The organism is Microbacterium phycohabitans (genome assembly GCF_032464935.1).
Classification (GTDB): domain Bacteria; phylum Actinomycetota; class Actinomycetes; order Actinomycetales; family Microbacteriaceae; genus Microbacterium; species Microbacterium phycohabitans.
Map to the genome: position 1 here is coordinate 54,975 of NZ_JAWDIT010000001.1, position 21,571 is coordinate 76,545.

Here is a 21,571-nt window from a genome sequence, read left to right on the forward strand (position 1 = left end):
GCGCACGAGGTCGCGCCCGGCGTCGTCCTGCCAGGCGGCGCGGGGCGTCGCGGGTTCCTGAGTCGTGTCCGCGTTCACGCGACCACCTCCGTTCCGATTCCTTTGTTGGTGAAGAGTTCGACGAGCACCGAGTGCGGGACACGCCCGTCGATGATGGCGGCGGTGGGCACTCCCCCGTCGACCGCGTCGAGGCACGCCTGCATCTTCGGGATCATCCCCGACTCGAGCTTCGGCACCATCGCGCGCAGCTCCGTCGAGGTCAGGTGCGACACCAGCGAGTCGCGGTTGGGCCAGTCGGCGTACAGACCCGGCACATCGGTCAGCACGACGAGCTTCTTCGCGTTGAGCGCGATCGCCAGGGCCGCCGCCGCGGCATCCGCGTTGACGTTCAGCGACGATCCGGGGTGGTCGAGGTCGGGAGCGATGCTCGAGACGATCGGCACGCGTCCGGCGGCGAGGTGGTCGAGCACCGGCTGCGGGTCGACGGTGACGACGTCGCCCACACGCCCGAGGTCGTGCTCGACGCCGTCGACCACGACGCCGCGCCGGCGTCCGCCGAACAAGCCGGCGTCCTCTCCGCTCAGGCCCGTCGCGAGCGGTCCGTGCGCGTTGACCTTCGCGACCAGCTGCGGGTTGATCTGACCGGTCAGCACCATGCGCACCACCCCGATCGCCTCGGTCGAGGTCACGCGGTATCCGCCGCGGAACTCGCTGGGGATGTCGAGGCGGTCGAGCATCGACGAGATCTGCGGACCGCCGCCGTGCACGACGACGGGCTTGACCCCGACGTAGCGCAGGTACGCGATGTCGGCGGCGAACGCGTTCTGCAGCTCGTCGCTGACCATGGCGTTGCCGCCGTACTTCACCACCACGACCTGGTCGCGGTACTTGCGGACCCACGGCAGCGATTCGACGAGCGTGACCGCCCGCTCGCTGGCTTCGGCGGGATCGGTGTCTTGGAGGTCGACGTGGGTCATGAGGAGTAGGCGCTGTTCTCGTGGACGTAATCGTGCGTGAGGTCGTTGGTGCGGATCGTCGCCGCGGCGTCGCCGACGCGGAGATCGACGACGAGGTCGGTGGCGCGCGGCGCGAGGTCGACGTCTTCGCGGGGGCGGTCGGGGCCGCCCGCCGTGCACACGCGCACCCCGTTCATCCACACGTCGACGTCGTAGGGGTCGAAGGCGGCGTCGGTCGTGCCGATCGCGGCGAGCACGCGGCCCCAGTTCGGGTCGTTCCCGAAGATCGCGGCCTTGAAGAGGTTGTTGCGGGCGATCGAGCGGCCCACCTCGACGGCGTCGTCCTCGTTCGCGGCGTTGACGACCCGGATGGTGATGTCGTGACTCGCGCCCTCGGCGTCGCCCTGCAGCTGGGCGGCGAGGTCGTCGCACACCTCGGCGAGAGCGGCGGCGAACTCCTCGGCATCCACCCGGATGCCGCTGGCCCCGCTCGACAGCAGCGTCACCTGGTCGTTGGTCGACATGCAGCCGTCGGAGTCGAGGCGGTCGAAGCTCACGCGCGTCGCCGCGCGCAGCGCCGCGTCGGCCTCGGCGGCGTCGAGCACGACGTCGGTGGTCAGCACGACGAGCATGGTCGCAAGACCCGGGGCGAGCATCCCCGCGCCCTTCGCCATGCCGCCGATGCTCCAGCCCGCGCCGCGGTGCGCGGCGCGCTTCGGCTTCGAGTCGGTGGTCATGATGGCGAGCGAGGCGTCCTCTCCGCCATCGGCCGAGAGCGCGGCGACGCCCTTGTCGACGCCGTCGAGCACCTTGGCGCGGAACACCTCGTCGCCCGTGCCGATCAGGCCGGTGGAACACACGACGACGTCGCCCGCCCCCACGCCCAACAGCTCCGCCGCGCGCTCCGCGGTCTGGTGCGTGGTCTGGAACCCGAACGATCCGGTGAAGCAGTTCGCCCCGCCGGAGTTGAGCACGACCGCCTCGACGACGCCGTCCTTCACGACCTGCTCCGACCACAGGATCGGGTTGGCCTTCGCGCGGTTGGAGGTGAACACGGCCGCGCCCACCTTGAGCGGACCGCGGTTCACGACGACGGCGACGTCTCGCGCGCCGGTGGACTTGAGCCCGACGGCGACGCCCGCCGCTTCGAATCCAGAGGGGACCGTCACACTCACGGGGCGACTCCGTTCACGGGAAGGGCGGTGGTCTCGGCGAGGCCCAGCGCGATGTTGAGGGACTGCACGGCGGCTCCCGCCGTGCCCTTGACGAGATTGTCGACCGCGGCCACGACGGTCACGCGGTTCGCCGCGCGATCGATCGCGAGACCCATCGACGCGATGTTGGCGCCGAGCACATCGGCCGTGCGCGGGAACACGCCCGCGGGCAGCAGTTCGACGAAGGTCTCGTCGGCGTAGGCGCTCTCCCACGCGGCGCGGATCTCGGCATCCGTGGCGCCCTCGATGATCGGCGCGGAGGAGGTGGCCAGGATGCCGCGCGCCATCGGCACGAGCACGGGGGTGAACGACAGGCGGATGCCGTCGCGCGGCGCGCCCGCTGCCGCCAGCGCCTGACGGATCTCGGGGATGTGACGATGTGTACCGCCGACGGCATATGGATTCGCCGTGCCGAGGATCTCGCTGGCGAGGAGGTTCGTCTTGGCGGACTTCCCGGCGCCGCTCGGGCCCACGGCGAGGACCGAGACGATGTCGCCCGGATCGATCACGCCCGCGGCCACCCCCGGCGCGAGCGAGAGCGCGACGGTGGACGCGTTGCAGCCGGGGGCGGCGATCCGCGTGGCCCCGCGGAGGTGCTCGCGCTGCTTCACGCCGTCGACGAGCAGCTCGGGCACGCCGTAGGCCCACGGATCGGGGTGGTCTCCCCCGTAGAACGCCGCCCAGTCCTCCGCCGACGTCAGGCGGTGATCGGCCCCCGCGTCGATGACCAGCGGGGTGTCGGCGAGGGCGTCGGTGTACTGCGCGGACTGCCCGTGCGGCAGGGCGAGCACGACGACGTCGTGACCGGCGAGCACGTCGGGCGTGGTCGGCTGCAGCTCGAGATGCGCGAGCGAGCGCAGGTGCGGTTGATGGGCGACGAGCCGCTGGCCGGCGCTGGAGTGCGCGGTGACCGTGCGGATCTCGACGTCGGGATGGTCGGCGAGGAGGCGGAGGATCTCGCCACCCGCGTAGCCGGAAGCGCCGGAGACGGCGACCGAGAGGGTCATGTATCCACCTTACGAGTCGGGGCTGATGCTGCACGCAGCGTGAAGCGGGGCGGCGACGCCCGTATGCCCGACCGGTGGCGGGTTACGAGGTCGCCGAGAATCGGCGCGCGACCCGACGTCGACGCTCGTCACCGGTGCTCACGAAGAGCTCCTCGGTGCGCGCGACGGTCGACGACATGTGGCGAGGGTATCCGCCGCGGGGCGGACGGGGCAAATCGGGGACTCTGTGGTCCGCCCGGCGGTGCTGACGGGGGCATCGACCGGGCAGCATCTGTCATGTCCCCCAAATGGGGGACAAAAGGGGGATATGCTGTGACCCTGCCCTCATCGCCGGCACTTCCGACTGCCCCCTTTCCGGCGATGAGGGCAGCCCTGCGCCTCCCCGGTCCGCGACCGGGGGAACGATCGGCCCCTCGCCCGGACGCACCGGAGCGCCGCGCGGCGTGAGCCGGGCGGCGCTCCAGGGAGAACGGCCGTCAGTCGCGGATCGCCGCACCGAACCGCTCGGCGGCCACCGCGACGCCGGCGAGCTTGGCATCCGTCGCCTCCGCCGCCGTCAGCGTGCGGTCGGCGGCGCGGAAGCGCAGCGCGAACGTCAGGCTCTTCGTGCCCTCGGCGAGTCCGGGACCGCGGTAGTCGTCGACGAGGCGGGCGCCCTCGAGCAGGGGCGCTCCCCCCTCGATGAGCGCGGCGCGCACCTCTCCCGCCGCGACGTCGAGGGGAACGGTCAACGACACGTCCTGGGTCGCCGCCGGGAATCCCGACAGGGATGCCGCGACCACCCGCGACTGCGCCAGCTCGAGCATCGCGTCGAGGTCGAGCTCGGCCACGAGCACGCGTCCGGGCAGGTCGGCCGCGGCCGACACCGCGGGCAGCAGCTCGCCGACGTAGCCGACGTCCTGCCCCGAGGCGAGAACGCGGGCGGTGCGGCCCGGGTGCAGGGCGGCGCGCTGCGCCTGCACGAGCTCGATGTCGAGCCCCGCGGCCGCGGCGAGCAGGCGCACCGCGTCGACGGCATCCGCGAGGTCGGCGGCCAGGGCGGGCTGCCCGGGCTGCTTGGCGACGGAGTGCCCAGTCAGCAGGATCGCGACGTGGCGGCGCTGCGGCGGGATCGACGCGTCGAGCGCGGCCAGGGTGGCGGCGTCGGGCCGCACGGCGAGCGGCGGCACCGAGGGCGTGCCGTACTGCACGCCGGGCTTCGGGAGGAACACCGTCCCCGCTTCGAAGAGCGCCAGATCGACGATGCCGCGCGAGACGTTGCGGTGCGCCACCTGCAGCAGCGCCGGGATCAGCGAGCGGCGCAGGAACGGCGCGAGGCCGTCGAGCGGATTCGCGAGCTTGACGCTGGGCAGCGGGTCTCCGGAGGGCGAGCCGTGCAGCGCGTTCTGCTCTTCGGTGGTGAACGGGAACGACGGCGTCTCGACGAACCCGGCCGCGGCCAGGGCGTTCGCCACGCGGCGGCGGCCCTGCTGCGCCGAGGTGAGGCCCCGACCCGAGGGGGGCGTGGGGAGCACGGAGGGGATGCGGTCGTACCCCTCGATGCGGGCGACCTCTTCGGCCAGCGTCCACTTGTCGGTCAGATCGTGACGCCACGACGGCGCCGTCACCACCCACCCGCCGTCGCGCTCGTCGACGGTGCATCCGATCAGCCGGAGAGCGGCGACGGTCTCGTCGTCGGTGTAGTCCACCCCGATCAGCCCCGACACGAATCCGGCGGGCAGGGTGAGGGGCTCACGGCGGTGCGTCGAGGCGAGGGAGCCGCCGAGATCGGTGTCGAGCGTGCCGCCCGCGAGCTCCACCATCAGCGAGGCCACGCGCTCGGCCGCCACGTACGGCACCAGCGGGTCGACTCCGCGCTCGAAGCGGCGCGACGCCTCCGACGGCAGCTTGTGGCGGCGCGCGGTGCGCGCGATCGTGACCTGGTCGAAGGTCGCGGCCTCGATGAGGACGTTGCGCGTCGCATCGCTCATCTCGGTCGGTCCGCCGCCCATGACGCCGGCGAGACCGATCGGCCCTGACTCGTCGGTGATGAGCAGATCCTCGGCGTTCAGGGTGCGCACTTGGCCGTCGAGGGTCTCGAGCTTCTCGCCCTGCTCCGCGCGGCGCACGGTGATGCCGCCCTGCAGGCGGTCGAGGTCGTAGCCGTGGATCGGCTGGCCGAGCTCGAGCATGACGTAGTTGGTGATGTCGATGAGCACACCGAGCGAGCGGATGCCGGCCAGCGACAGGCGCGTGATCATCCACGGCGGCGTCGGGCGTGACGGATCGACGTCGCGCACGATCCGCGCGACGAACTCGCTCGCCCCGGCGCGGCCGCGGATGGGCGCGCGGTCGTCGACGGCGATCGGGAAGCCCGAGGGCGTGCGCGAGACGGCCGCGTCGTGGCCCGTGCCGGGATCGCGGAACGCCGCGCCCGTCGCGTGCGAGTACTCGCGCGCCACCCCGCGCAGCGACAGGGCGTAGCCGCGGTCGGGGGTGACGTTGATCTCGACGGCGACGTCGTCGAGGCCGAGCAGCGCGATGGCATCCGTGCCCACCGGGGCATCGATCCCGAGGTCGACCAGACGCAGGATGCCGCCGTGCTCGCTGCCGAGGCCGAGCTCCTTGGCCGAGGCGATCATGCCGTCGGACACGTGGCCGTAGGTCTTGCGCGCCGCGATCGGGAAGGGACCGGGCAGCACCGAACCGGGCAGGGTCACCACGACCTTGTCGCCGGGGAAGAAGTTGCCCGCGCCGCACACGATGCCGCGCACGCCCCCGTGCGCCTCGCCCACGTCGACCTGGCACCAGCGGATCGTCTTGCCGTTGGACTGCGGCTCGGGGGTGAACTCGACGACCTGACCGACGACGATCGGGCCAGACAGCTCGAAGCGGTGCACGTCTTCTTCTTCGAAGCCGACCGACACGAGCGCCGCGAGGACGTCGTCGGGCGTGGCCTCGGCGGGCACGTCGACGTACTCGCGCAACCAGGAGAGCGGGACGCGCATCAGACCACCATTCCGAACTGCTCGCTGAAGCGCACATCGCCCTCGGCCATGTCGCGCATGTCTTGCACGTCGCTGCGGAACATGAGCGTGCGCTCGATGCCCATGCCGAAGGCGAAGCCCGAGTACTCCTCGGGATCGATGCCCGCGGCGCGCAGGACGTTGGGGTTCACCATTCCGCAGCCGCCCCACTCGATCCATCGCGCCCCGCCCTTGAAGGTGGGATGCCACAGGTCGAGCTCGGCGCTCGGCTCGGTGAAGGGGAAGAAGTTGGCGCGGAAGCGCGTCTTGGCCTCGGGTCCGAACAGCACGCGCGCGGCGTGGTCGAGGGTGCCCTTGAGGTGGGCCATGGTGATGCCCTTGTCGACGACGAGCCCCTCGAACTGCGTGAACACCGGCAGGTGCGTCGCGTCGAACTCGTCGGTGCGGTACACCCGACCCGGGCACAGCACGTAGATCGGCAGGTCGCGCTCGAGCATCGACCGCACCTGCACGGGGCTGGTGTGCGTGCGCAGCACGAGGTGGCGGGCCACCGGGTCGACGAAGAAGGTGTCCTGCATCTGTCGGGCCGGGTGGTCGACGTCGAAGTTCAGGGCGTCGAAGTTGAACCACTCGTGCTCGAGCTCCGGCCCCTCGGCGATCTCCCATCCCATGCCGACGAAGATGTCGGACACCTGCTCTTGCAGCAGCGAGATCGGATGCCGCGCCCCGACGCGCGCGCGCTGCGGCAGCGCCGTGACGTCGATGCGTTCGGCCTCGAGCTGCGCAGCCGTCTCGGCCTCGGCCAGCTCGGTCTCACGGGCGGCGAGCGCCTGGTTGACCTGCCCGCGCGCCTGGCCGACGAGCTTGCCGGCCGCGGCCTTCTGGTCGGGGGCCACGTGGCGCATCTGGGCGTTCAGGCGCGCGAGGGGGGATTGCTCCCCGGTGTGCGCGGAACGGGCGGCTTTCAGGTCGGCCGTGGTCGCGGCCGCCGCGATGGCCGCAAGGGCGGCATCCACGGCGGAGGCGACGGCCTCGGGGGTGATCTCGGGTGCGTCGGACACGAGATGAGAGTCTACCGACGGGCGGGGACACTCCCCCGCCCGTCGGCCGTTCAGATGCTGGTCGCGTCGTGCTTGCCGAGCCCGCGCTGGGCCACGATGAGCGAGGTGTCGGTCGTCCCCTGCGCCAGCGGCGGCACCGGACCCGCGACGGCACCGCGCGGCGAACGGCGCAGGCGCTTCTCCACGACGGTCGCCACGAGCGAGAGCAGCAGGCACAGCGCGATGTAGATCGCACCGACCACGATGGTCGCGGGGATGATGGGCGAGCCGACGGTCGGCTGCGCGCCGATGTACTTGGCGTAGAACAGCAACTCGGGGTAGGTAATGATGAACCCGAGCGCGGTGTCTTTGAGCGTGACGACGAGCTGCGCGATGATCACCGGCATCATGGCCCGGATCGCCTGCGGCAGCAGCACGAGGCGCATGACCCCGGCCTTGCGCAGGCCGATCGCGTAGCCGGCTTCGGCCTGACCGCTGGGCAGCGACTCGACACCGGCGCGGATGACCTCCGCGAGCACGGAGCCGTTGTAGCAGACCAGGGCGATCACGACGGCCCAGTACGGCTCCATGCGGATGCCGATGACGGGGAAGCCGTAGTACAGCAGGAACATGAACACCAGCACCGGGATGGCGCGGAACACCTCGATGACCGCCGTGAACGGCCAGCGCACCCAGGCGTGATCGGAGAGGCGCCCGATCGCGAGCACGAAGCCGAGGGCGAGAGCCCCGACGGCGGCCACCACGAAGGCGGCGATCGTGCGGAGAGTGGCCTCGCCGATCTGCACCCACACGTTGGTGTAGGTGAAGGCCGACCACTTCTTGGCCGTGAACTGACCGGTGTCGGCGAGACGCCAGACGAAGAAGCCCAGGATCGCCAGCACGACGAGGACCGTGAGGACGCCGAGGATGCGGTTGCGGATGATGGCCTTCGGGCCGGGGACGTCGTACAGGACGCTGCTCATCGTGCGACCCTCCATCGGTTCTCGAGCGTTCGCTGCAGCCACGACAGCAGCAGCACCAGCGCCACGAAGACGACCATCACCCACAGGATGACGATGAACGCGTTCTCACCGCGCTCGCTGAGGTAGTTGCGCACCGAGCCCAGGTTGATGATCGAGAAGCCGGCGGCCACGGTGGTGTTCTTCAGCAGGGCGATCAGCACGCTCATCATCGGCGGGATGACCGAACGGAACGCCTGCGGCAGGACCACGAGCGTCATCACCTGCCCGAAACCCAGGCCGAGAGCACGAGCGGCTTCGGCCTGGCCCACCGGGACCGTGTTGACGCCGGAGCGGATGGCCTCGGCGACGTAGGTGGCGGTGTAGATGCCGAGCGCGCAGATGCCGAGGGTCAGCGAGACGTCACCGGTGAGCCGCAGGCCCAGCAGCGGAGGCAGGGCGAAGACGAAGGCGAAGAACACCAGGGTCAGCGGGGTGTTGCGGATGACGCTCACGTAGAAAGTGCCCACGCCGCGCGCGATGGGCACCGGGGAGACGCGCATCGCGCCGACGATGATGCCCAGCACCAGCGCGAGGGCTCCGCCGGCGAAGAACAGCACCAGCGTGCCGACGAGCGCCTGGCTCCAGATGTCGAGGTTGTCGGTGATGACACCCATGCGTGGTCCTTAGATCGGAGAACGGGATTCGGGGGCGGCGCGATCGCACCGCCCCCGAACGGATCACTCGTCGGCGGTGGGCTGCTCGCCCTTGATGCCGGAGGGAGCGAGGTTCTTGTCGAACAGGGCCGTCCAGACGTCGCCACCGTCGTTGAAGAGGGTGTTGATGTGGTCCTTCAGGACCGTGTCACCCTTGGGCAGGCCGACGCCGTAGCGCTCCTCGCTGAAGGTGTCTCCGGCGATCTTGAACGCCTCGGGCTCCTGCGCCACGTACCCGGCGAGGATCGCCTGGTCGGTGGTCACCGCGTCGACCGAGCCGGCGCGCAGCTGCTCGAGGCACTGCGTGTAGGTGTCGTACTCGACGGTGTCGCCCGGGGAGTACTCGTCGCGGATGCGCTGCAGCGGGGTCGAGCCGGTCACCGAGCAGACGATCTTGCCGGCGAGGTCGTCGGGACCGCTGATGTCCTCGTTGTCGGCGGCGACGAGCAGGCCCTGACCGGTGATCAGGTAGGGACCGGCGAAGTCGATCGACTCCTTGCGCTTGTCGGTGATCGAGTAGGTGCCGACGTAGTAGTCGATGTTGCCGTTCACGAGCTCCTGCTCGCGGTTGGCCGAGGGGATCGTCTTGTACTCGATCTTGTCGGCGTCGAAGCCGAGGGACGCCGCGATCCACTGAGCGATCTCGACGTCAAAACCGCCGCGCTCGTTGCTGACCGGGTCCTTGAAGCCCAGGCCGGGCTGGTCTTCCTTGACGCCGACGACGACCTTGTCGGCCGAGACCATGCGCTCGTAGGTGGGGCTGCCGTCGAGCGAGACGTCGGAGGCGACCTCCCACAGCTGCGTGGTGTCGGTGCCGTCGCCCTCGGCGGGAGCGGCGCCGGGGGTGCCGCTGTTGCAGGCCGTCAGGGCCAGCAGGCCGGCGGCGACGATGCTCGCGCCGGCGAGAAAACGTGTCTTACGCATGTGATGTCTCCTTGGTTACGTGTGCTGTGCGGATAAGGGTCGATGACGACGGCGCGCGAGAAGGACCGGGGGGAACGGTCGAGATGCGGTCGGCGGGAGAACCTCCTCGTTCATCGCCGTCGAAGAGGAGCGTCAGTGGGTGATGAGCTTCGAGAGGAAGTCCTTCGCCCGGTCGGACTCGGGGTGGGTGAAGAACTGCTCCGGGGCCGCCTGCTCCACGATCTGGCCGTCGGCCATGAAGACGACGCGGTTGGCGGCCTTCCGGGCGAAGCCCATCTCGTGCGTGACGACGATCATCGTCATCCCGTCTGCGGCGAGGCCGACCATCACGTCGAGGACCTCGTTGATCATCTCGGGGTCGAGGGCGGAGGTCGGCTCGTCGAAGAGCATGACCTTCGGCTTCATGGCCAGGGCCCGTGCGATCGCGACACGCTGCTGCTGGCCGCCCGAGAGCTGGGCCGGGAGCTTGTCGGCCTGGTGCCCGACGCCCACGCGGTCCAGGAGAGAGCGCGCCTCCTTCTCGGCATCCGCCTTCTTGAGCTTGCGGACCTTGATCGGCCCGAGGGTGACGTTCTCGAGGATCGTCAGGTGCGCGAAGAGGTTGAACGACTGGAACACCATGCCGACGTCGGCACGCAGCTCGGCCAGGCCCTTCCCCTCTTTGGGAAGCTCCTTGCCGTCGATGGTGATCGAGCCGCTCGTGATGGTCTCGAGACGGTTGATGGTGCGGCAGAGCGTGGACTTCCCCGACCCCGAGGGGCCGATCACCACGACGACCTCGCCGCGGTCGACGGTCAGGTCGATGTCTTTCAGGGCCTGGAACTGGCCGTAGTGCTTCTGCACATCGGACACGACGACCAGGGGCTCGGAACTCGCCGGGGGAACGGATGCCATGCCTTCACCCTATGAGGATGTTGTGCAAGCGACCACATTCCTGAGCGCGCCTTAACCGTTCTGTAACAGCCGGGGTCGCGGCGGGGTGCCGCCTCGATCAGCGCGCCCGCTGGGCGAACGCGGTCTCGTACAGGCAGACGCTGGCCGCGGTCGCGAGGTTCAACGACTCCGCGCGACCGTAGATCGGCAGGCGCAGGGCAAGGTCGGCGTGCGCCAGCGCGTCGCCGTCGAGACCCCGCGCCTCGTTGCCGAACAGCCACGCTGTCGGCTCGGCGAGACGGTCGCGGGATGCCAGGAAGTCATCGCCGTCGACATCGGCCGCGACGACGCGCAGCCCCGCCTCGTGCATGCGGGCGACGACGTCGGCGAGCTCGAGGTCGACGGCCACCGGGACGTGGAACAACGACCCCGTCGTGGAACGGACGACCTTGGGGTTGTAGGGATCGACGGTGCGGCCGGTGAGGATGACGGCGTCGGCGCCGGCGGCGTCGGCGGCGCGGATGATCGTGCCGAGGTTGCCGGGATCGCGCACCTCCTCGCAGATCGCGACGAGGCGGGGGCCGGCCGCGAGCACGTCCTTCAACGCCGTGGGCGACTGGCGGGCGACCGCGACGATGCCCTGGGGCGTGACCGTGTCGGCCATGGCATCCAGCACCGCTTCGGTCGTGTACTGCACCTCGACGTCGGCGCGTTCCGCCGCTTCTCGCACGTCGGGGTGCTTCTCCATGGCGGTGGGCGTCGCGTACAGCTCGAGCACCGTCTCGGGCGCGTAGGCGAGCGCCTCTCGCGCGGCCTGCGGTCCCTCGAGCAGGAACAGACCGGTCTCCTGACGGGCAGCGCGTTTGCTGAGCTTGGCCACGGCGCGCACCCGCGGCGAACGGGGGTTCTCCAGCACGTGACCAGTGTATGGCGCTGGCGGCATGAGGCCCGGGATGCCGCGCGTGGACGACGAAACGGGCGCCCTCCGAGGAGGACGCCCGTTTCGGGAAGACGAGTCTCAGACGGTCTTCGGAGCGTTGACGTCGCTGGGCAGCGCAGCCTTGGCGGTCTGCACGAGCGAGGCGAACACGGCGGGCTCGTTGACCGCGAGCTCGGCGAGCATACGACGGTCGACCTGCACACCCGCGAGGCCGAGGCCCTGGATGAAGCGGTTGTACGTGAGGCCGTTCTGACGCGACGCCGCGTTGATGCGCTGGATCCACAGGCGGCGGAAGTCGCCCTTGCGCTTGCGACGGTCACGGTACGCGTAGACCAGGGAGTGGGTGACCTGCTCCTTGGCCTTGCGGTACAGGCGCGAACGCTGTCCGCGGTAACCGGAGGCGCGCTCGAGGATGACGCGACGCTTCTTGTGGGCGTTTACTGCCCGCTTGACTCTAGCCATTTCTGTTTCTTCCTAACGTGCGTCGGCGCTCAGAGACCGAGGAGCTTCTTGGCGACCTTCGAGTCACCCTTGGCCAGGACCTGCTCCTGGTTCAGGCGGCGGGTGCGCTTCGAGGCCTTGCCTTCGAGGTTGTGGCGCATACCGGCCTGCTGCTTCATGAGCTTGCCGCTACCGGTGAGCTTGAAGCGCTTCTTGGCACCCGAGTGGGTCTTCTGCTTCGGCATCTGTCTTCCTTCGTTGGTGTTCCCGGCGGAGCGGGAGTCTGGGGGCTTTACTCGGCGGGGGCCGAGGTCGGCGTTTCTTCCGAGGCCGAGTCGCCACGGGCTGCGCTGCGCGCCGCCTCGCGGTTCGCCGCGCGCTGCGCGTTCTGCTCGGTCTTGACCTCGGACTTGTTCTTGTGAGGAGCGACGACCATCACCATGTTGCGGCCATCGATCGTGGGGTTCGACTCGACCGTGCCGAACTCGGCGACGTCTTCGGCGAACTTGCGGAGCAGGCGCACACCCTGCTCGGGACGCGACTGCTCACGACCACGGAACAGGATCATGGCCTTCACCTTGTCGCCCGCCTGGAGGAAGCCCTCGGCGCGCTTGAGCTTGGTGATGTAGTCGTGGGCCTCGATCTTCAGACGGAACCGGACCTCTTTCAGGACCGTGTTCGCCTGGTTACGACGCGTTTCCTTGGCCTTCTGAGCGGCCTCGTACTTGAACTTGCCGTAATCCATGATCTTGACCACGGGCGGCTTCGAGCTCGGCGCAACCTCGACCAGGTCGAGGTCCGCTTCCTGGGCCAGGCGCAGCGCAGCTTCGATTCGGACGATGCCGACCTGCTCGCCGTTGGGTCCGACGAGACGGACCTCCGGGACTCGGATGCGCTCGTTGGTGCGGGGATCGCTGATGCGGAACTCCTCTTGTGTGCGGGTGGTGGCCGCCGCGATCCGATCGAATCGCGGGCGAAGAGGAGTACACACGCCACCCGGCACGGTGCTGTCAGCACCGGCTTCTGCACCCAGACGACCCCGTGCGAAACGGAGCGGAGTGCGGGAACCCGGTAGCCTGGAGCGGCAAGCGCGGGTGGGATGTGATCCTCTTTCGTACGGAGTGAAACACTCCGAAGCCCGCCATAGTCTAGCAGAGAGATTCACGTGGACACGATCCCCTCCGACCAGCCCTCCGACGACCAGGCCGCGCACCGTCACGGCGGAGAAGACGAGCGGCTCGCCCGCTGGGAAGAGCAGGAGCGCGCCTCGGCCTCCGCGACGCGCGACATCGCCGACGTCCCCGCCGTCGAGGTGATCACCACCGCCGCCGTCCACCTCATGAGCGCCGCCGCCGTCAAGACGGGTCTGGCCGACAACCCCGCCGAGCAGCTCGACCTCGACGAGGCCCGCAAGCTCATCAACTCCCTCGCGGGCCTCATCACGGCCGGCGCTCCGGAGATCAGCGACATGCACGCCCGTTCGCTGCGCGACGGGCTGCGCTCGTTGCAGCTCGCGTTCCGCGAGGCATCCGTCATCCCCGACCCGATCGGTAAGGGGCCGGGCGAGAAGTGGACGGGTCCGGTTACGTAGGTCGTTCGTTCTGGGGTACCGGGCTCCGTGATGCCCCCTTCCCTAGGCAAGAGCGGGGCCCCTCCCCCGATTGCCCAGGGAAGGGGGCATCACTGCGCCCTGTGCCGCAGGCCGACTCCACCGTGACACCGTGGGGGTATGGATGGGGCCCTTCCCCGATTGCCTCCGAAGAGGGGCACCCCTTCACCTGTGCCGCAGGCCGACTCCACCGTGACACCCGCGGGAGTGTGAACCGCGACTCGGTCTGGACGACGGAGCCGTGGCATCCGGCCCCACCCCGCGCCGGAACAGGGGATGTCAGGAGCACAGGACACACGCGCCGGGCGCGGGCCTGCTCCCGAACGATCGGCTGTCGCGGAGCGGTCGCGTGCGAGGTGCGCGGGGCGGGTCAGGCGTCGGTGCTGCGGTGCAGCTTCACCGTGAGCGAGTCGACCAGCACCGCGATGCGGTCGTCGGCCGACCACCGGCGTGCGAGGCGCGCGAGCACGGCATCCAATTCCTCCTGCTCGAGGCCCGACATCAGCTGGAGGTGCACGACGAGCTCCGGACCGCGCAGACGACCGGTGGGGTCGCCCGACTCGACGGCGAGGTCGAGCACAGCGAGTTCGCCGGAGATGCTCTCCTGCAGGCCGGTGAAGATCGCGGGCGAGATGTGCGCGGGCTCCCACGCCTCCCCCTGCGCGATGGCCCAGACGGCGGGGCGACGGATGACGAACTCCGTCTCCGACGCGGGGTCGATGACGATGAGCTCGGTGTCTTCGGACGCCGCGGCCAAGGCCGTGCGACGGCCGTCCGCGGGGACGGGGCGGGCCGTGGCATCCCAGGTCTGGAGGGAGGTCACCGACGTGAAGACGGGGAGCACCTTGCGACCGTCGGGGGCGGCCACCGTCACGATGGACAGTTCCTGCGTCTTGTCGACCTCGAGGCCGTGCGCCCCGATGCCGTGGTCGCCCTTCTCGGCGACCAGGGGGATCAGCAGTCGGGCGTCTCGATAGGCGTCGACGACCGCACGCGCATCGCCGTCGCCGGCGCGGAACTCCACGAGAGCGGCCAGCAGCGCGGGGTCGGCCGAACCGTCGTCGCCGGAGTGCGGGTTCGACTCGAACCGGCGTCCCTCCCACGGGACACCCGCCGAATCGGCGCGGTGCGCGTGGTCGTGGGGACCACCGGCGTCGGGACCGCCGGAAGAGGGATCGCCGGCGTCGCGACCGTCAGTGTCCGGCGACATCCAGAGCCTCGGCGAGGGTGAACTGCCCCGCATACAGTGCCTTGCCGACGATCGCGCCTTCGACTCCCAGCGGCACGAGCTCGCGCAGGGCGGCGATGTCGTCGAGGCTGGACACGCCGCCCGAGGCGACGATCGGCTTCGGGGTGCGCTGGGTCATCTCGCGCAGCAGTTCGATGTTGGGCCCGCGCAGGGTGCCGTCTTTGGTGACGTCGGTGACGACGTACCGGCTGCAGCCCGCATCCTCCAGGCGCTGCAGGACGGTCCACAGGTCGCCGCCGTCGCGCGTCCAGCCGCGGGCGGCGAGCGTCGTGCCGCGCACGTCGAGACCGACGGCGATCGCCTCGCCGTAGCGGTTGATGACGTCGGCGGCCCACTCGGGGTTCTCGAGCGCAGCCGTGCCGAGGTTGATGCGGCTCGCGCCGCTCTCGAGGGCCGCTTCGAGGGAGCGGTCGTCGCGGATGCCGCCCGACAGCTCGACCTGAACGCCCTTGACCTGCTTGATGACCTTGCGCATGACGTTCGCGTTGCTCCCGCGCCCGAAGGCGGCGTCGAGGTCGACGAGGTGGATCCACTGCGCACCCTGGCGGGCGAAGTCCGCCGCGGCGTCGACGGGGTCGCCGTAGCTGGTCTCGGTGCCGGCCTCCCCCTGGGTCAGGCGGACGGCCTTTCCGTCGGCCACGTCGACCGCGGGAAGAAGGACAAGCTCGGGCGTGGACGCGAAATCGTTCATGGCTCCTCGTGCCGGCAGGCGCCTCTCGCCAGCCCCGGGCACGAGGTCACACAGTAGTCGTGCGCAGCCCGTCGATCCAATTGGCCAGCAGACGGATGCCGGCTTCGCCCGACTTCTCGGGGTGGAACTGCGTCGCCGCCAGCGGGCCGTTCTCCACCGCCGCGATGAACGGGGCACCGTAGGTGCACCACGTCACGGCGGGCTGCGGGAAGGGCGGCGTCACCTCGAGCGACCACTCCTGCGCCGCGTACGAGTGCACGAAGTAGAAGCGCTCCCGCTCGATCCCCTCGAACAGACGCGAGCCCTCGCCCGCGGTGACGGTGTTCCAGCCCATGTGCGGCAGGACGGGCGCCGCGAGCTCGTCGACCGTGCCCGGCCACTCGCCGAGTCCGGGCGTGTCGGTGCCGCGCTCGATCCCGCGCTCGAACATGACCTGCATGCCGACGCAGATGCCGAGGACCGGACGCCCGCCCGCGAGACGGCGATCGATGATCTCCCCACCCCGACTGGCGTTCAACGCCCCCATGACGGCGCTGAACGCCCCCACGCCGGGAACGAGGAGCCCGTCGGCATCCATCAGCAACGACCGGTCGGACGTCAACCGCGCGTCTGCCCCGGCTTCGACCAGAGCCTTGACCGCGGAGTGGACGTTGCCCGAGCCGTAGTCGAGGACGGCGACGACGGGCTTCGCCGTCACAGCGCGCCCTTGGTGCTCGGGATGCCGTCGACGAGCGGGTCGAGGGCCTTCGCCTGGCGGAAGGCGCGCGCGAGCGCCTTGTACTCGGCCTCGGCGATGTGGTGGGGGTCGCGCCCGCCGACCACGCGGACGTGGACGGTGAGACCGGCGTGGATCGAGATGGCCTCGAACGAGTGACGCACGAGCGAGCCGGTGAAGTGCCCGCCGATGAGGTGGTGCTCGAACCCGGCGGGCTCACCGGTGTGCACGAGGTAGGGCCGTCCGCTGATGTCGACGACGGCCTGCGCGAGCGCCTCGTCGAGCGGGACGAGCGCGTCACCGTAGCGCGCGATGCCGGACTTGTCGCCGAGGGCCTGCCGGATGGCCTGGCCGAGCACGATCGAGGTGTCCTCGACCGTGTGGTGGGCGTCGATGTGGGTGTCACCCGTCGCGCGCACGCGCAGGTCGGTGAGCGAGTGCTTCGCGAACGCCGTCAGCATGTGGTCGAAGAACGGCACGCTCGTGGAGATGTCGCTGACGCCGCGACCGTCGAGGTCGAGCTCGAGCTCGACGCGGGATTCGCTCGTCTCGCGGGTGATCGAGGCGGTGCGGGGGGTGGCGGGGGCGGTCATGCTCGGGATCCTATCGAGGCGAGGGCGTCGAGAAAGGCGGTGGTCTCGTCGGCCGTCCCGGCCGAGACGCGGAGGTGGTGTGCGATGCCGACGTCGCGGATCAGCACGCCGCGGTCGTAGAGGGCCTTCCACGTCGCGGCGGGATCGTCGACCCCGCCGAACAGGACGAAGTTGGTCCACGACTCGTGCGCCGTGTAGCCCAGAGCGGAGACGGTCGCCGAGATGCGGTCGCGCTGCGCGACGATCTCGTCGACCATCGACAGCATCGTGTCGGCGTGGGCGAGGGCCGCGGTCGCGGCCGCCTGTGTGAGGGCGCTGAGGTGGTACGGCAGGCGCACCAGACGGAGCGCGTCGACGAACACCGGATCGGCGGCGAGGTACCCCACGCGGGCTCCCGCGAACGCGAACGCCTTGCTCATCGTGCGAGAGACGACCAGGCGCGGGCGACCGGGCAGGAGCGAGATCGCCGAGGGCTCGTCGCGCGGGGCGAACTCCTCGTACGCCTCGTCGACGATGACGACGCCGTCGAAGGCGTCGTAGACGGCCTCGACGACGTCGAGGCGCAGGGGCGTACCCGTGGGGTTGTTGGGGGCGCAGAGGAAGACGATGTCGGGGCGCTGCTCACGGACCTGCGCCGCCGCGGACTCGGCGGAGAGCGTGAAGTCGTGCTCCCGCTCCCCCGCGATCCACCGCGCGCCGGTGGCGCGGGTGAGGATCGGGTACATGGAGTACGTGGGCGCGAAGCCCATGGCGCTGCGGCCGGGCCCTCCGAAAGCCTGGAGGATGTGCTGCAGGACCTCGTTCGATCCGTTGGCCGCCCAGATCTGGTCGGGATTCAGGCCGTGGCCGAGGTACTGCGCGAAAGCCTCGCGGAGGGTGGTGAACTCGCGGTCGGGATACCGGTTGACGTCGCGAAGGGCTCGAGCCACGGCATCCAGGATGTCGTCGGCGACCTCGGACGGAACGGGATGCGTGTTCTCGTTCACGTTCAGTGCAACGGGCAGCGCGGCCTGCGGTGCCCCGTAGGGCGTCATGCCCCGGAGATCGTCGCGAAGCGGGAGGTCGTCGAGGCGTACGTTCACCTCACCCATCGTAGGCGGCGACGACCTCGGCGGCTCACGCTCACGCCTCGGGCCGACGACGCCGACCGCCGACATCGATCGCTTTCGGGCGGTCAGTTCGTCGGCGCGTATTCGGCCGGGATCGCGATGCGCTGACCGGCCGTGACGGACCCGCCCGACAGGGCGTTGAGGCGCGTGATCTGGGCGATCACGTCGCGCGGGTCGGCCGCGGGCGCGAGCTCTTCGGCGATCGACCACAGGGTCTCGCCGCTCATCACGGTGATCTCGGTGAACGACCCCGCGGGTGCTCCCGCCTCGTTCGATGCGAGCGCGGCTCCCCCGCCGACGACGGCGAACCCCAGGGCGATGGCGAGGGGAAGGGCGACCAGGAACGCGAGGACGCGGCGGCCGCGAGCGGTGATGCGCAGGCGGGTGGTCGGTGCGGTGATGGCGATGCTGCTCATGATGTGCTCCTCGGTGGGGAGAGATTCGCACCCCGCCCTCGGCCGGGAGGGCGGGAGTGCGAATCTATATTCCGAATCTATCTTCGATACTTTCGATGTGTCAAGACCGCGGATGTCGCAGACGGATCGAACGCGACACGCGCGCCGTTCCGTGTGTTTCGGCTCGTTGACCGGATACGGTTTCGACACGGAGACCTCATCACCAACCTCCGACATTCGAATTTCCGCCGCATCGACCGCGGCGCGAGGGGAGCACAGATGACCGACGCGACGACCGCCGCCGGCCGCGAACGTCCGCAGACTCGGCGACGCAAGAACCTCAGCGACAAGCAGCTCGCCATCCTCGAGGTCATCCAGCGGTCGATCGCGCGGCACGGCTACCCGCCGAGCATGCGCGAGATCGGCGACGCCGTCGGCTTGAAGTCGCTGTCGAGCGTGACCCACCAGCTCAACCAGCTCGAGCTGAGCGGCTACCTGCGGCGCGATCCCGGCAAGACGCGGGCGATGGAGGTCTTGATCGACCTCCCCGGAGCCGCGGCCGAGAACCCCGCCGACACGGCCCCCGCGCTGGGCGATGCCGCCCTCGTGCCCCTCGTCGGCCGCATCGCCGCGGGCGTGCCCATCACCGCCGATCAGCAGGTGGAGGAGATCTTCCCCCTCCCCCGCCAGCTGGTGGGCAAGGGCGAGCTGTTCATGCTCAAGGTGTCGGGCGACTCGATGATCGACGCCGCGATCTGCGACGGCGATTGGGTGGTCGTGCGCTCCCAGGCCACGGCCGAGAACGGCGAGATCGTCGCCGCGATGCTCGACGGCGAGGCGACCGTGAAGACGTTCCGCCGCCGCGACGGCCACACGTGGCTGCTGCCCCGCAATAGCGCATTCGAGCCGATCCTGGGCGACGAGGCCGTCGTGCTCGGCCGCATCGTCGCCGTGCTGCGCGCGGTCTGATCCGCCGCACCGTCGCACGGGAGGTGCGCCTCGGCTACGGCTACACGTGCGACGACGGCCAACGGCAGGTCATCAGGGACTGGCTGAGCGCTCTCGGCGTGCAGAAGCGGATCGTCGGGGCCTGACCCCGCCCGCGCGACCTCGCGCGGGTGCGGGGTCCGCCTGTCGCACCGCTGCACCGACGCCGCCGCCCGCCGGTGTCGGGGGCTGTCCCTAGGCTGGACTCATGGCTGACACCCTCCCGTACGGTTCCTGGCCCTCGCCCATCACCCCCGAGTCGGTCGCGCAGGCCTCGCCCCGCGTCGACGGGGCCCGACTCGTCGGCGACGAGGTGTGGTGGGGCGAGTCCGTCCCCCACGAGGCCGGCCGCGTCGCGGTGAAGCGTCGCCGCGGCGACGGCTCCGTCGAGACGGTGCTCCCCGCCCCCGCGAACGCGCGATCGGCCGTGCACGAGTACGGCGGCGGCGCCTGGACGGCGTCCGACGACGGGGAGCTCTACTACGTCGAGAAGACCGACCAGCGCGTCTACGCGCTCCGCCCGGGCGAGACCGCACGGCCCCTCACTTCGGCCGACGACGCCGTACGCCACGGCGGCCTGCGCTGGGAGCACGGCGCGCTCCTCGCCGTCCGCGAGACCCACGGCTCGTCGCGCGTGCCCGACCGGGCGATCGTGCGCATCCCGCTCGACGGACCGGCCGAGGTCCTCGCCGAGGGCAGCGACTTCCTCGCCCAACCGGCCCTCTCCCCCGACGGGCGCCGCCTGGCCTGGGTCGCGTGGGATCACCCCGACATGCCGTGGGATGCCACGGTGCTGCGCGTCGTCGACCTCGAGACGGGTTCCGTCCACGACGTCGCGGGCGGCTCGCACCGCGCACCTCTGCAACCCGTGTGGATCGCGGACGACGAGCTGCTCTACGCCGATGACCCGGACGGGCGGTGGAACCTCTTCCGCCGACCGCTCGACGGCGATGCGCAGCCCCTCGCGCCCGCCGACGCCGACACCGGCGGCGGCCTGTGGGTTCTCGGAACCCGGTGGTTCGGGGCGGCCGACGACGGGCGCGTCGTCGCCGTGCGCACGAACGGCGCCGACGAGATCGTCGAGATCGCCCCGAGCGGCATCCGCCCCCTCGACGTCCCGGTCGTGGCCGGCGCCGCCGTCGACGACGTGCGGGGCGCGCGCGTGCTCGTCTCGGGTTCCGATGCCGGCGGACGGTCGGGCCTCTGGCTCGTCGACCTCGATTCCGGCCTGGTCGACCTGGTGACGGGCGGCGCCGCATCGTGGGGTGACGAGTGGATGCCGACCGCCCGCGCGCTCTCCACCGACGGCCCGCACGGCCCGGTGCACGCCTTCGCCTACGCCCCCACCAACCCCGACGTCGCTCCGGTCGCGGGCGAGCGCCCCCCGTACGTCGTGCTCGTCCACGGCGGACCCACCTCGCACGTCGGTCCCGCCCCCTCGGCCAAGACGGCGTTCTTCACCAGCCGCGGAATCGGCGTCCTCGACGTCAACTACGGCGGTTCGACGGGCTACGGTCGCGCCTATCGGGACCGCCTGAAGGGCCAGTGGGGCGTGGTCGACGTCGACGACGTGGCCGCGGCGGCATCCGCCCTGGCCGAGGCGGGACTCGCCGACCCCGATCGTCTCGCCATCGCGGGCGGCTCGGCCGGCGGCTGGACGGTGCTCGCCGCCGTCACCCGCACCGACGTCTTCTCGGCGGGTATCTCGCGCTACGGCGTCGGGGACGCCCGTGCTCTCGCCGAAGACACCCACGATTTCGAGGCGCGCTATCTCGACGGGCTCATCGGCCCCCTGCCCGAGGCCGAGGCGATATACGTCGAGCGCTCACCCCTGGGGCGCCTCGAGCTCTTCCGCGTGCCGCTGCTGATCCTGCAGGGGTCGGAAGACCGCGTGGTCCCCCCGTCGCAAGCGGAGGCCATCCGCGACGCCCTCACGGCGCACGGTGTCCCGCACGCGTACGTCCTGTACGAGGGCGAAGGGCACGGGTTCCGCCGGTCGGAGACGGTGATCGACTCGCTCGAGCGCGAACTCGGTTTCCTCGGCGCGGTGTTCGGCTTCGAGACCCCGGGTGTCCCCGCGCTCGAACTCGACTGACGTCATCCGGAGCCGCGGCGCGCCCCTCTCCCGCGGGAGGAGCAGACGTGCCGCCCCCGGGCAAAGTCATGGGCCCCCGCGCACGCGCGGGG

General features: G+C 70.7%; 22 protein-coding genes. 3 read left to right on the forward strand and 19 right to left on the reverse strand.

Annotated features, from left to right (window positions below):
• Positions 1-74: 74 nt before the first annotated feature.
• The 13 genes from argB to infC all read right to left on the reverse strand — a co-directional run bounded on the left by argB (position 75) and on the right by infC (position 12,994).
• The gene (gene argB, locus RWH44_RS00280; RefSeq protein ID WP_298875267.1) at positions 75-977 is read right to left on the reverse strand and encodes an acetylglutamate kinase; all 903 of its coding nucleotides are present in this window, start codon (positions 975-977) and stop codon (positions 75-77) included.
• On the reverse strand, positions 974-2,131 hold the full coding sequence (argJ, locus tag RWH44_RS00285; RefSeq protein ID WP_316003054.1) for a bifunctional glutamate N-acetyltransferase/amino-acid acetyltransferase ArgJ: 1,158 nt from the start codon (positions 2,129-2,131) through the stop codon (positions 974-976). Before argJ ends, argB begins: the two co-directional genes overlap by 4 nt.
• Positions 2,128-3,177, reverse strand: coding sequence for an N-acetyl-gamma-glutamyl-phosphate reductase (gene argC, locus RWH44_RS00290; protein ID WP_316003055.1), 1,050 nt, complete (start codon positions 3,175-3,177; stop codon positions 2,128-2,130). Before argC ends, argJ begins: the two co-directional genes overlap by 4 nt.
• A 476-nt stretch (positions 3,178-3,653) precedes the next feature.
• Complete coding sequence (gene pheT / locus RWH44_RS00295) at positions 3,654-6,164, reverse strand: phenylalanine--tRNA ligase subunit beta (RefSeq protein ID WP_316003056.1); 2,511 nt, start codon at positions 6,162-6,164, stop codon at positions 3,654-3,656.
• Entirely contained in the window at positions 6,164-7,204 is a 1,041-nt protein-coding gene (pheS, locus tag RWH44_RS00300) for a phenylalanine--tRNA ligase subunit alpha (protein WP_316003057.1), read from the reverse strand. The genes pheT and pheS overlap by 1 nt, the downstream gene beginning before the upstream one ends.
• Positions 7,205-7,254: 50 nt before the next feature.
• Positions 7,255-8,166, reverse strand: coding sequence for an amino acid ABC transporter permease (locus tag RWH44_RS00305; protein ID WP_298875250.1), 912 nt, complete (start codon positions 8,164-8,166; stop codon positions 7,255-7,257).
• Entirely contained in the window at positions 8,163-8,819 is a 657-nt protein-coding gene (locus RWH44_RS00310; protein WP_298875247.1) for an amino acid ABC transporter permease, read from the reverse strand. The genes RWH44_RS00305 and RWH44_RS00310 overlap by 4 nt, the downstream gene beginning before the upstream one ends.
• 63 nt (positions 8,820-8,882) lie before the next feature.
• Positions 8,883-9,782 carry a glutamate ABC transporter substrate-binding protein gene (locus RWH44_RS00315; RefSeq protein WP_298875244.1) on the reverse strand — a complete coding sequence of 300 codons (900 nt, stop codon included), beginning with the start codon at positions 9,780-9,782 and terminating at the stop codon, positions 8,883-8,885.
• Positions 9,783-9,914: 132 nt separating this feature from the next.
• Positions 9,915-10,676, reverse strand: coding sequence for an amino acid ABC transporter ATP-binding protein (locus RWH44_RS00320; RefSeq protein ID WP_437127250.1), 762 nt, complete (start codon positions 10,674-10,676; stop codon positions 9,915-9,917).
• A 97-nt stretch (positions 10,677-10,773) separates the two neighbouring features.
• Positions 10,774-11,571, reverse strand: a complete 798-nt coding sequence (locus tag RWH44_RS00325; protein ID WP_298875241.1) for a TrmH family RNA methyltransferase — start codon at positions 11,569-11,571, stop codon at positions 10,774-10,776.
• A 102-nt stretch (positions 11,572-11,673) separates the two neighbouring features.
• The gene (gene rplT, locus RWH44_RS00330) at positions 11,674-12,057 is read right to left on the reverse strand and encodes a 50S ribosomal protein L20 (protein WP_298875239.1); all 384 of its coding nucleotides are present in this window, start codon (positions 12,055-12,057) and stop codon (positions 11,674-11,676) included.
• Positions 12,058-12,086: 29 nt separating this feature from the next.
• On the reverse strand, positions 12,087-12,281 hold the full coding sequence (gene rpmI / locus RWH44_RS00335) for a 50S ribosomal protein L35 (protein ID WP_013583375.1): 195 nt from the start codon (positions 12,279-12,281) through the stop codon (positions 12,087-12,089).
• 47 nt (positions 12,282-12,328) lie between these two features.
• On the reverse strand, positions 12,329-12,994 hold the full coding sequence (gene infC, locus RWH44_RS00340; RefSeq protein WP_400368213.1) for a translation initiation factor IF-3: 666 nt from the start codon (positions 12,992-12,994) through the stop codon (positions 12,329-12,331).
• A gap of 207 nt (positions 12,995-13,201) precedes the next feature.
• Here infC and RWH44_RS00345 point away from each other — a divergent pair, with 207 nt between their 5' ends.
• Complete coding sequence (locus RWH44_RS00345) at positions 13,202-13,627, forward strand: DUF1844 domain-containing protein (RefSeq protein WP_437127251.1); 426 nt, start codon at positions 13,202-13,204, stop codon at positions 13,625-13,627.
• 388 nt (positions 13,628-14,015) lie between these two features.
• On the opposite strand, the gene RWH44_RS00350 is transcribed toward RWH44_RS00345, so the two are convergent.
• From RWH44_RS00350 to RWH44_RS00375, 6 genes are all read right to left on the reverse strand, one after another.
• A complete protein-coding gene (locus RWH44_RS00350) occupies positions 14,016-14,855 on the reverse strand; it encodes an SseB family protein (RefSeq protein ID WP_316003058.1) in 840 nt (279 codons plus the stop codon).
• Positions 14,839-15,585 carry a bifunctional 1-(5-phosphoribosyl)-5-((5-phosphoribosylamino)methylideneamino)imidazole-4-carboxamide isomerase/phosphoribosylanthranilate isomerase PriA gene (gene priA, locus RWH44_RS00355; protein ID WP_298875230.1) on the reverse strand — a complete coding sequence of 249 codons (747 nt, stop codon included), beginning with the start codon at positions 15,583-15,585 and terminating at the stop codon, positions 14,839-14,841. The genes RWH44_RS00350 and priA overlap by 17 nt, the downstream gene beginning before the upstream one ends.
• A gap of 46 nt (positions 15,586-15,631) precedes the next feature.
• Entirely contained in the window at positions 15,632-16,282 is a 651-nt protein-coding gene (hisH, locus tag RWH44_RS00360; RefSeq protein ID WP_298875228.1) for an imidazole glycerol phosphate synthase subunit HisH, read from the reverse strand.
• The gene (gene hisB, locus RWH44_RS00365) at positions 16,279-16,893 is read right to left on the reverse strand and encodes an imidazoleglycerol-phosphate dehydratase HisB (protein ID WP_298875225.1); all 615 of its coding nucleotides are present in this window, start codon (positions 16,891-16,893) and stop codon (positions 16,279-16,281) included. Before hisB ends, hisH begins: the two co-directional genes overlap by 4 nt.
• Positions 16,890-17,984, reverse strand: coding sequence for a histidinol-phosphate transaminase (locus tag RWH44_RS00370; protein ID WP_316003059.1), 1,095 nt, complete (start codon positions 17,982-17,984; stop codon positions 16,890-16,892). Before RWH44_RS00370 ends, hisB begins: the two co-directional genes overlap by 4 nt.
• 83 nt (positions 17,985-18,067) lie before the next feature.
• Complete coding sequence (locus RWH44_RS00375; protein ID WP_298875219.1) at positions 18,068-18,418, reverse strand: LysM peptidoglycan-binding domain-containing protein; 351 nt, start codon at positions 18,416-18,418, stop codon at positions 18,068-18,070.
• A 258-nt stretch (positions 18,419-18,676) separates the two neighbouring features.
• On the opposite strand from RWH44_RS00375, the gene lexA reads away from it, so the two are divergent.
• Positions 18,677-19,366, forward strand: a complete 690-nt coding sequence (lexA, locus tag RWH44_RS00380; RefSeq protein ID WP_298875216.1) for a transcriptional repressor LexA — start codon at positions 18,677-18,679, stop codon at positions 19,364-19,366.
• Between the two features lie 226 nt (positions 19,367-19,592).
• A complete protein-coding gene (locus tag RWH44_RS00385; RefSeq protein WP_316003060.1) occupies positions 19,593-21,479 on the forward strand; it encodes a S9 family peptidase in 1,887 nt (628 codons plus the stop codon).
• Positions 21,480-21,571: the final 92 nt, after the last annotated feature.

Coding starts and splice junctions, on each gene's coding strand:
- priA (WP_298875230.1), bottom strand. CDS start 15,585: ATGAACGATTTCGCGTCCACGCCCGAGCTTGTCCTTCTTCCCGCGGTC.
- RWH44_RS00370 (WP_316003059.1), bottom strand. CDS start 17,984: ATGGGTGAGGTGAACGTACGCCTCGACGACCTCCCGCTTCGCGACGAT.
- RWH44_RS00350 (WP_316003058.1), bottom strand. CDS start 14,855: ATGTCGCCGGACACTGACGGTCGCGACGCCGGCGATCCCTCTTCCGGC.
- argB (WP_298875267.1), bottom strand. CDS start 977: ATGACCCACGTCGACCTCCAAGACACCGATCCCGCCGAAGCCAGCGAG.
- RWH44_RS00315 (WP_298875244.1), bottom strand. CDS start 9,782: ATGCGTAAGACACGTTTTCTCGCCGGCGCGAGCATCGTCGCCGCCGGC.
- hisB (WP_298875225.1), bottom strand. CDS start 16,893: ATGACCGCCCCCGCCACCCCCCGCACCGCCTCGATCACCCGCGAGACG.
- pheT (WP_316003056.1), bottom strand. CDS start 6,164: ATGCGCGTCCCGCTCTCCTGGTTGCGCGAGTACGTCGACGTGCCCGCC.
- RWH44_RS00305 (WP_298875250.1), bottom strand. CDS start 8,166: ATGAGCAGCGTCCTGTACGACGTCCCCGGCCCGAAGGCCATCATCCGC.
- argC (WP_316003055.1), bottom strand. CDS start 3,177: ATGACCCTCTCGGTCGCCGTCTCCGGCGCTTCCGGCTACGCGGGTGGC.
- lexA (WP_298875216.1), top strand. CDS start 18,677: ATGACCGACGCGACGACCGCCGCCGGCCGCGAACGTCCGCAGACTCGG.
- rpmI (WP_013583375.1), bottom strand. CDS start 12,281: ATGCCGAAGCAGAAGACCCACTCGGGTGCCAAGAAGCGCTTCAAGCTC.
- RWH44_RS00310 (WP_298875247.1), bottom strand. CDS start 8,819: ATGGGTGTCATCACCGACAACCTCGACATCTGGAGCCAGGCGCTCGTC.
- RWH44_RS00320 (WP_437127250.1), bottom strand. CDS start 10,676: ATGGCATCCGTTCCCCCGGCGAGTTCCGAGCCCCTGGTCGTCGTGTCC.
- RWH44_RS00375 (WP_298875219.1), bottom strand. CDS start 18,418: ATGAGCAGCATCGCCATCACCGCACCGACCACCCGCCTGCGCATCACC.
- RWH44_RS00385 (WP_316003060.1), top strand. CDS start 19,593: ATGGCTGACACCCTCCCGTACGGTTCCTGGCCCTCGCCCATCACCCCC.
- rplT (WP_298875239.1), bottom strand. CDS start 12,057: ATGGCTAGAGTCAAGCGGGCAGTAAACGCCCACAAGAAGCGTCGCGTC.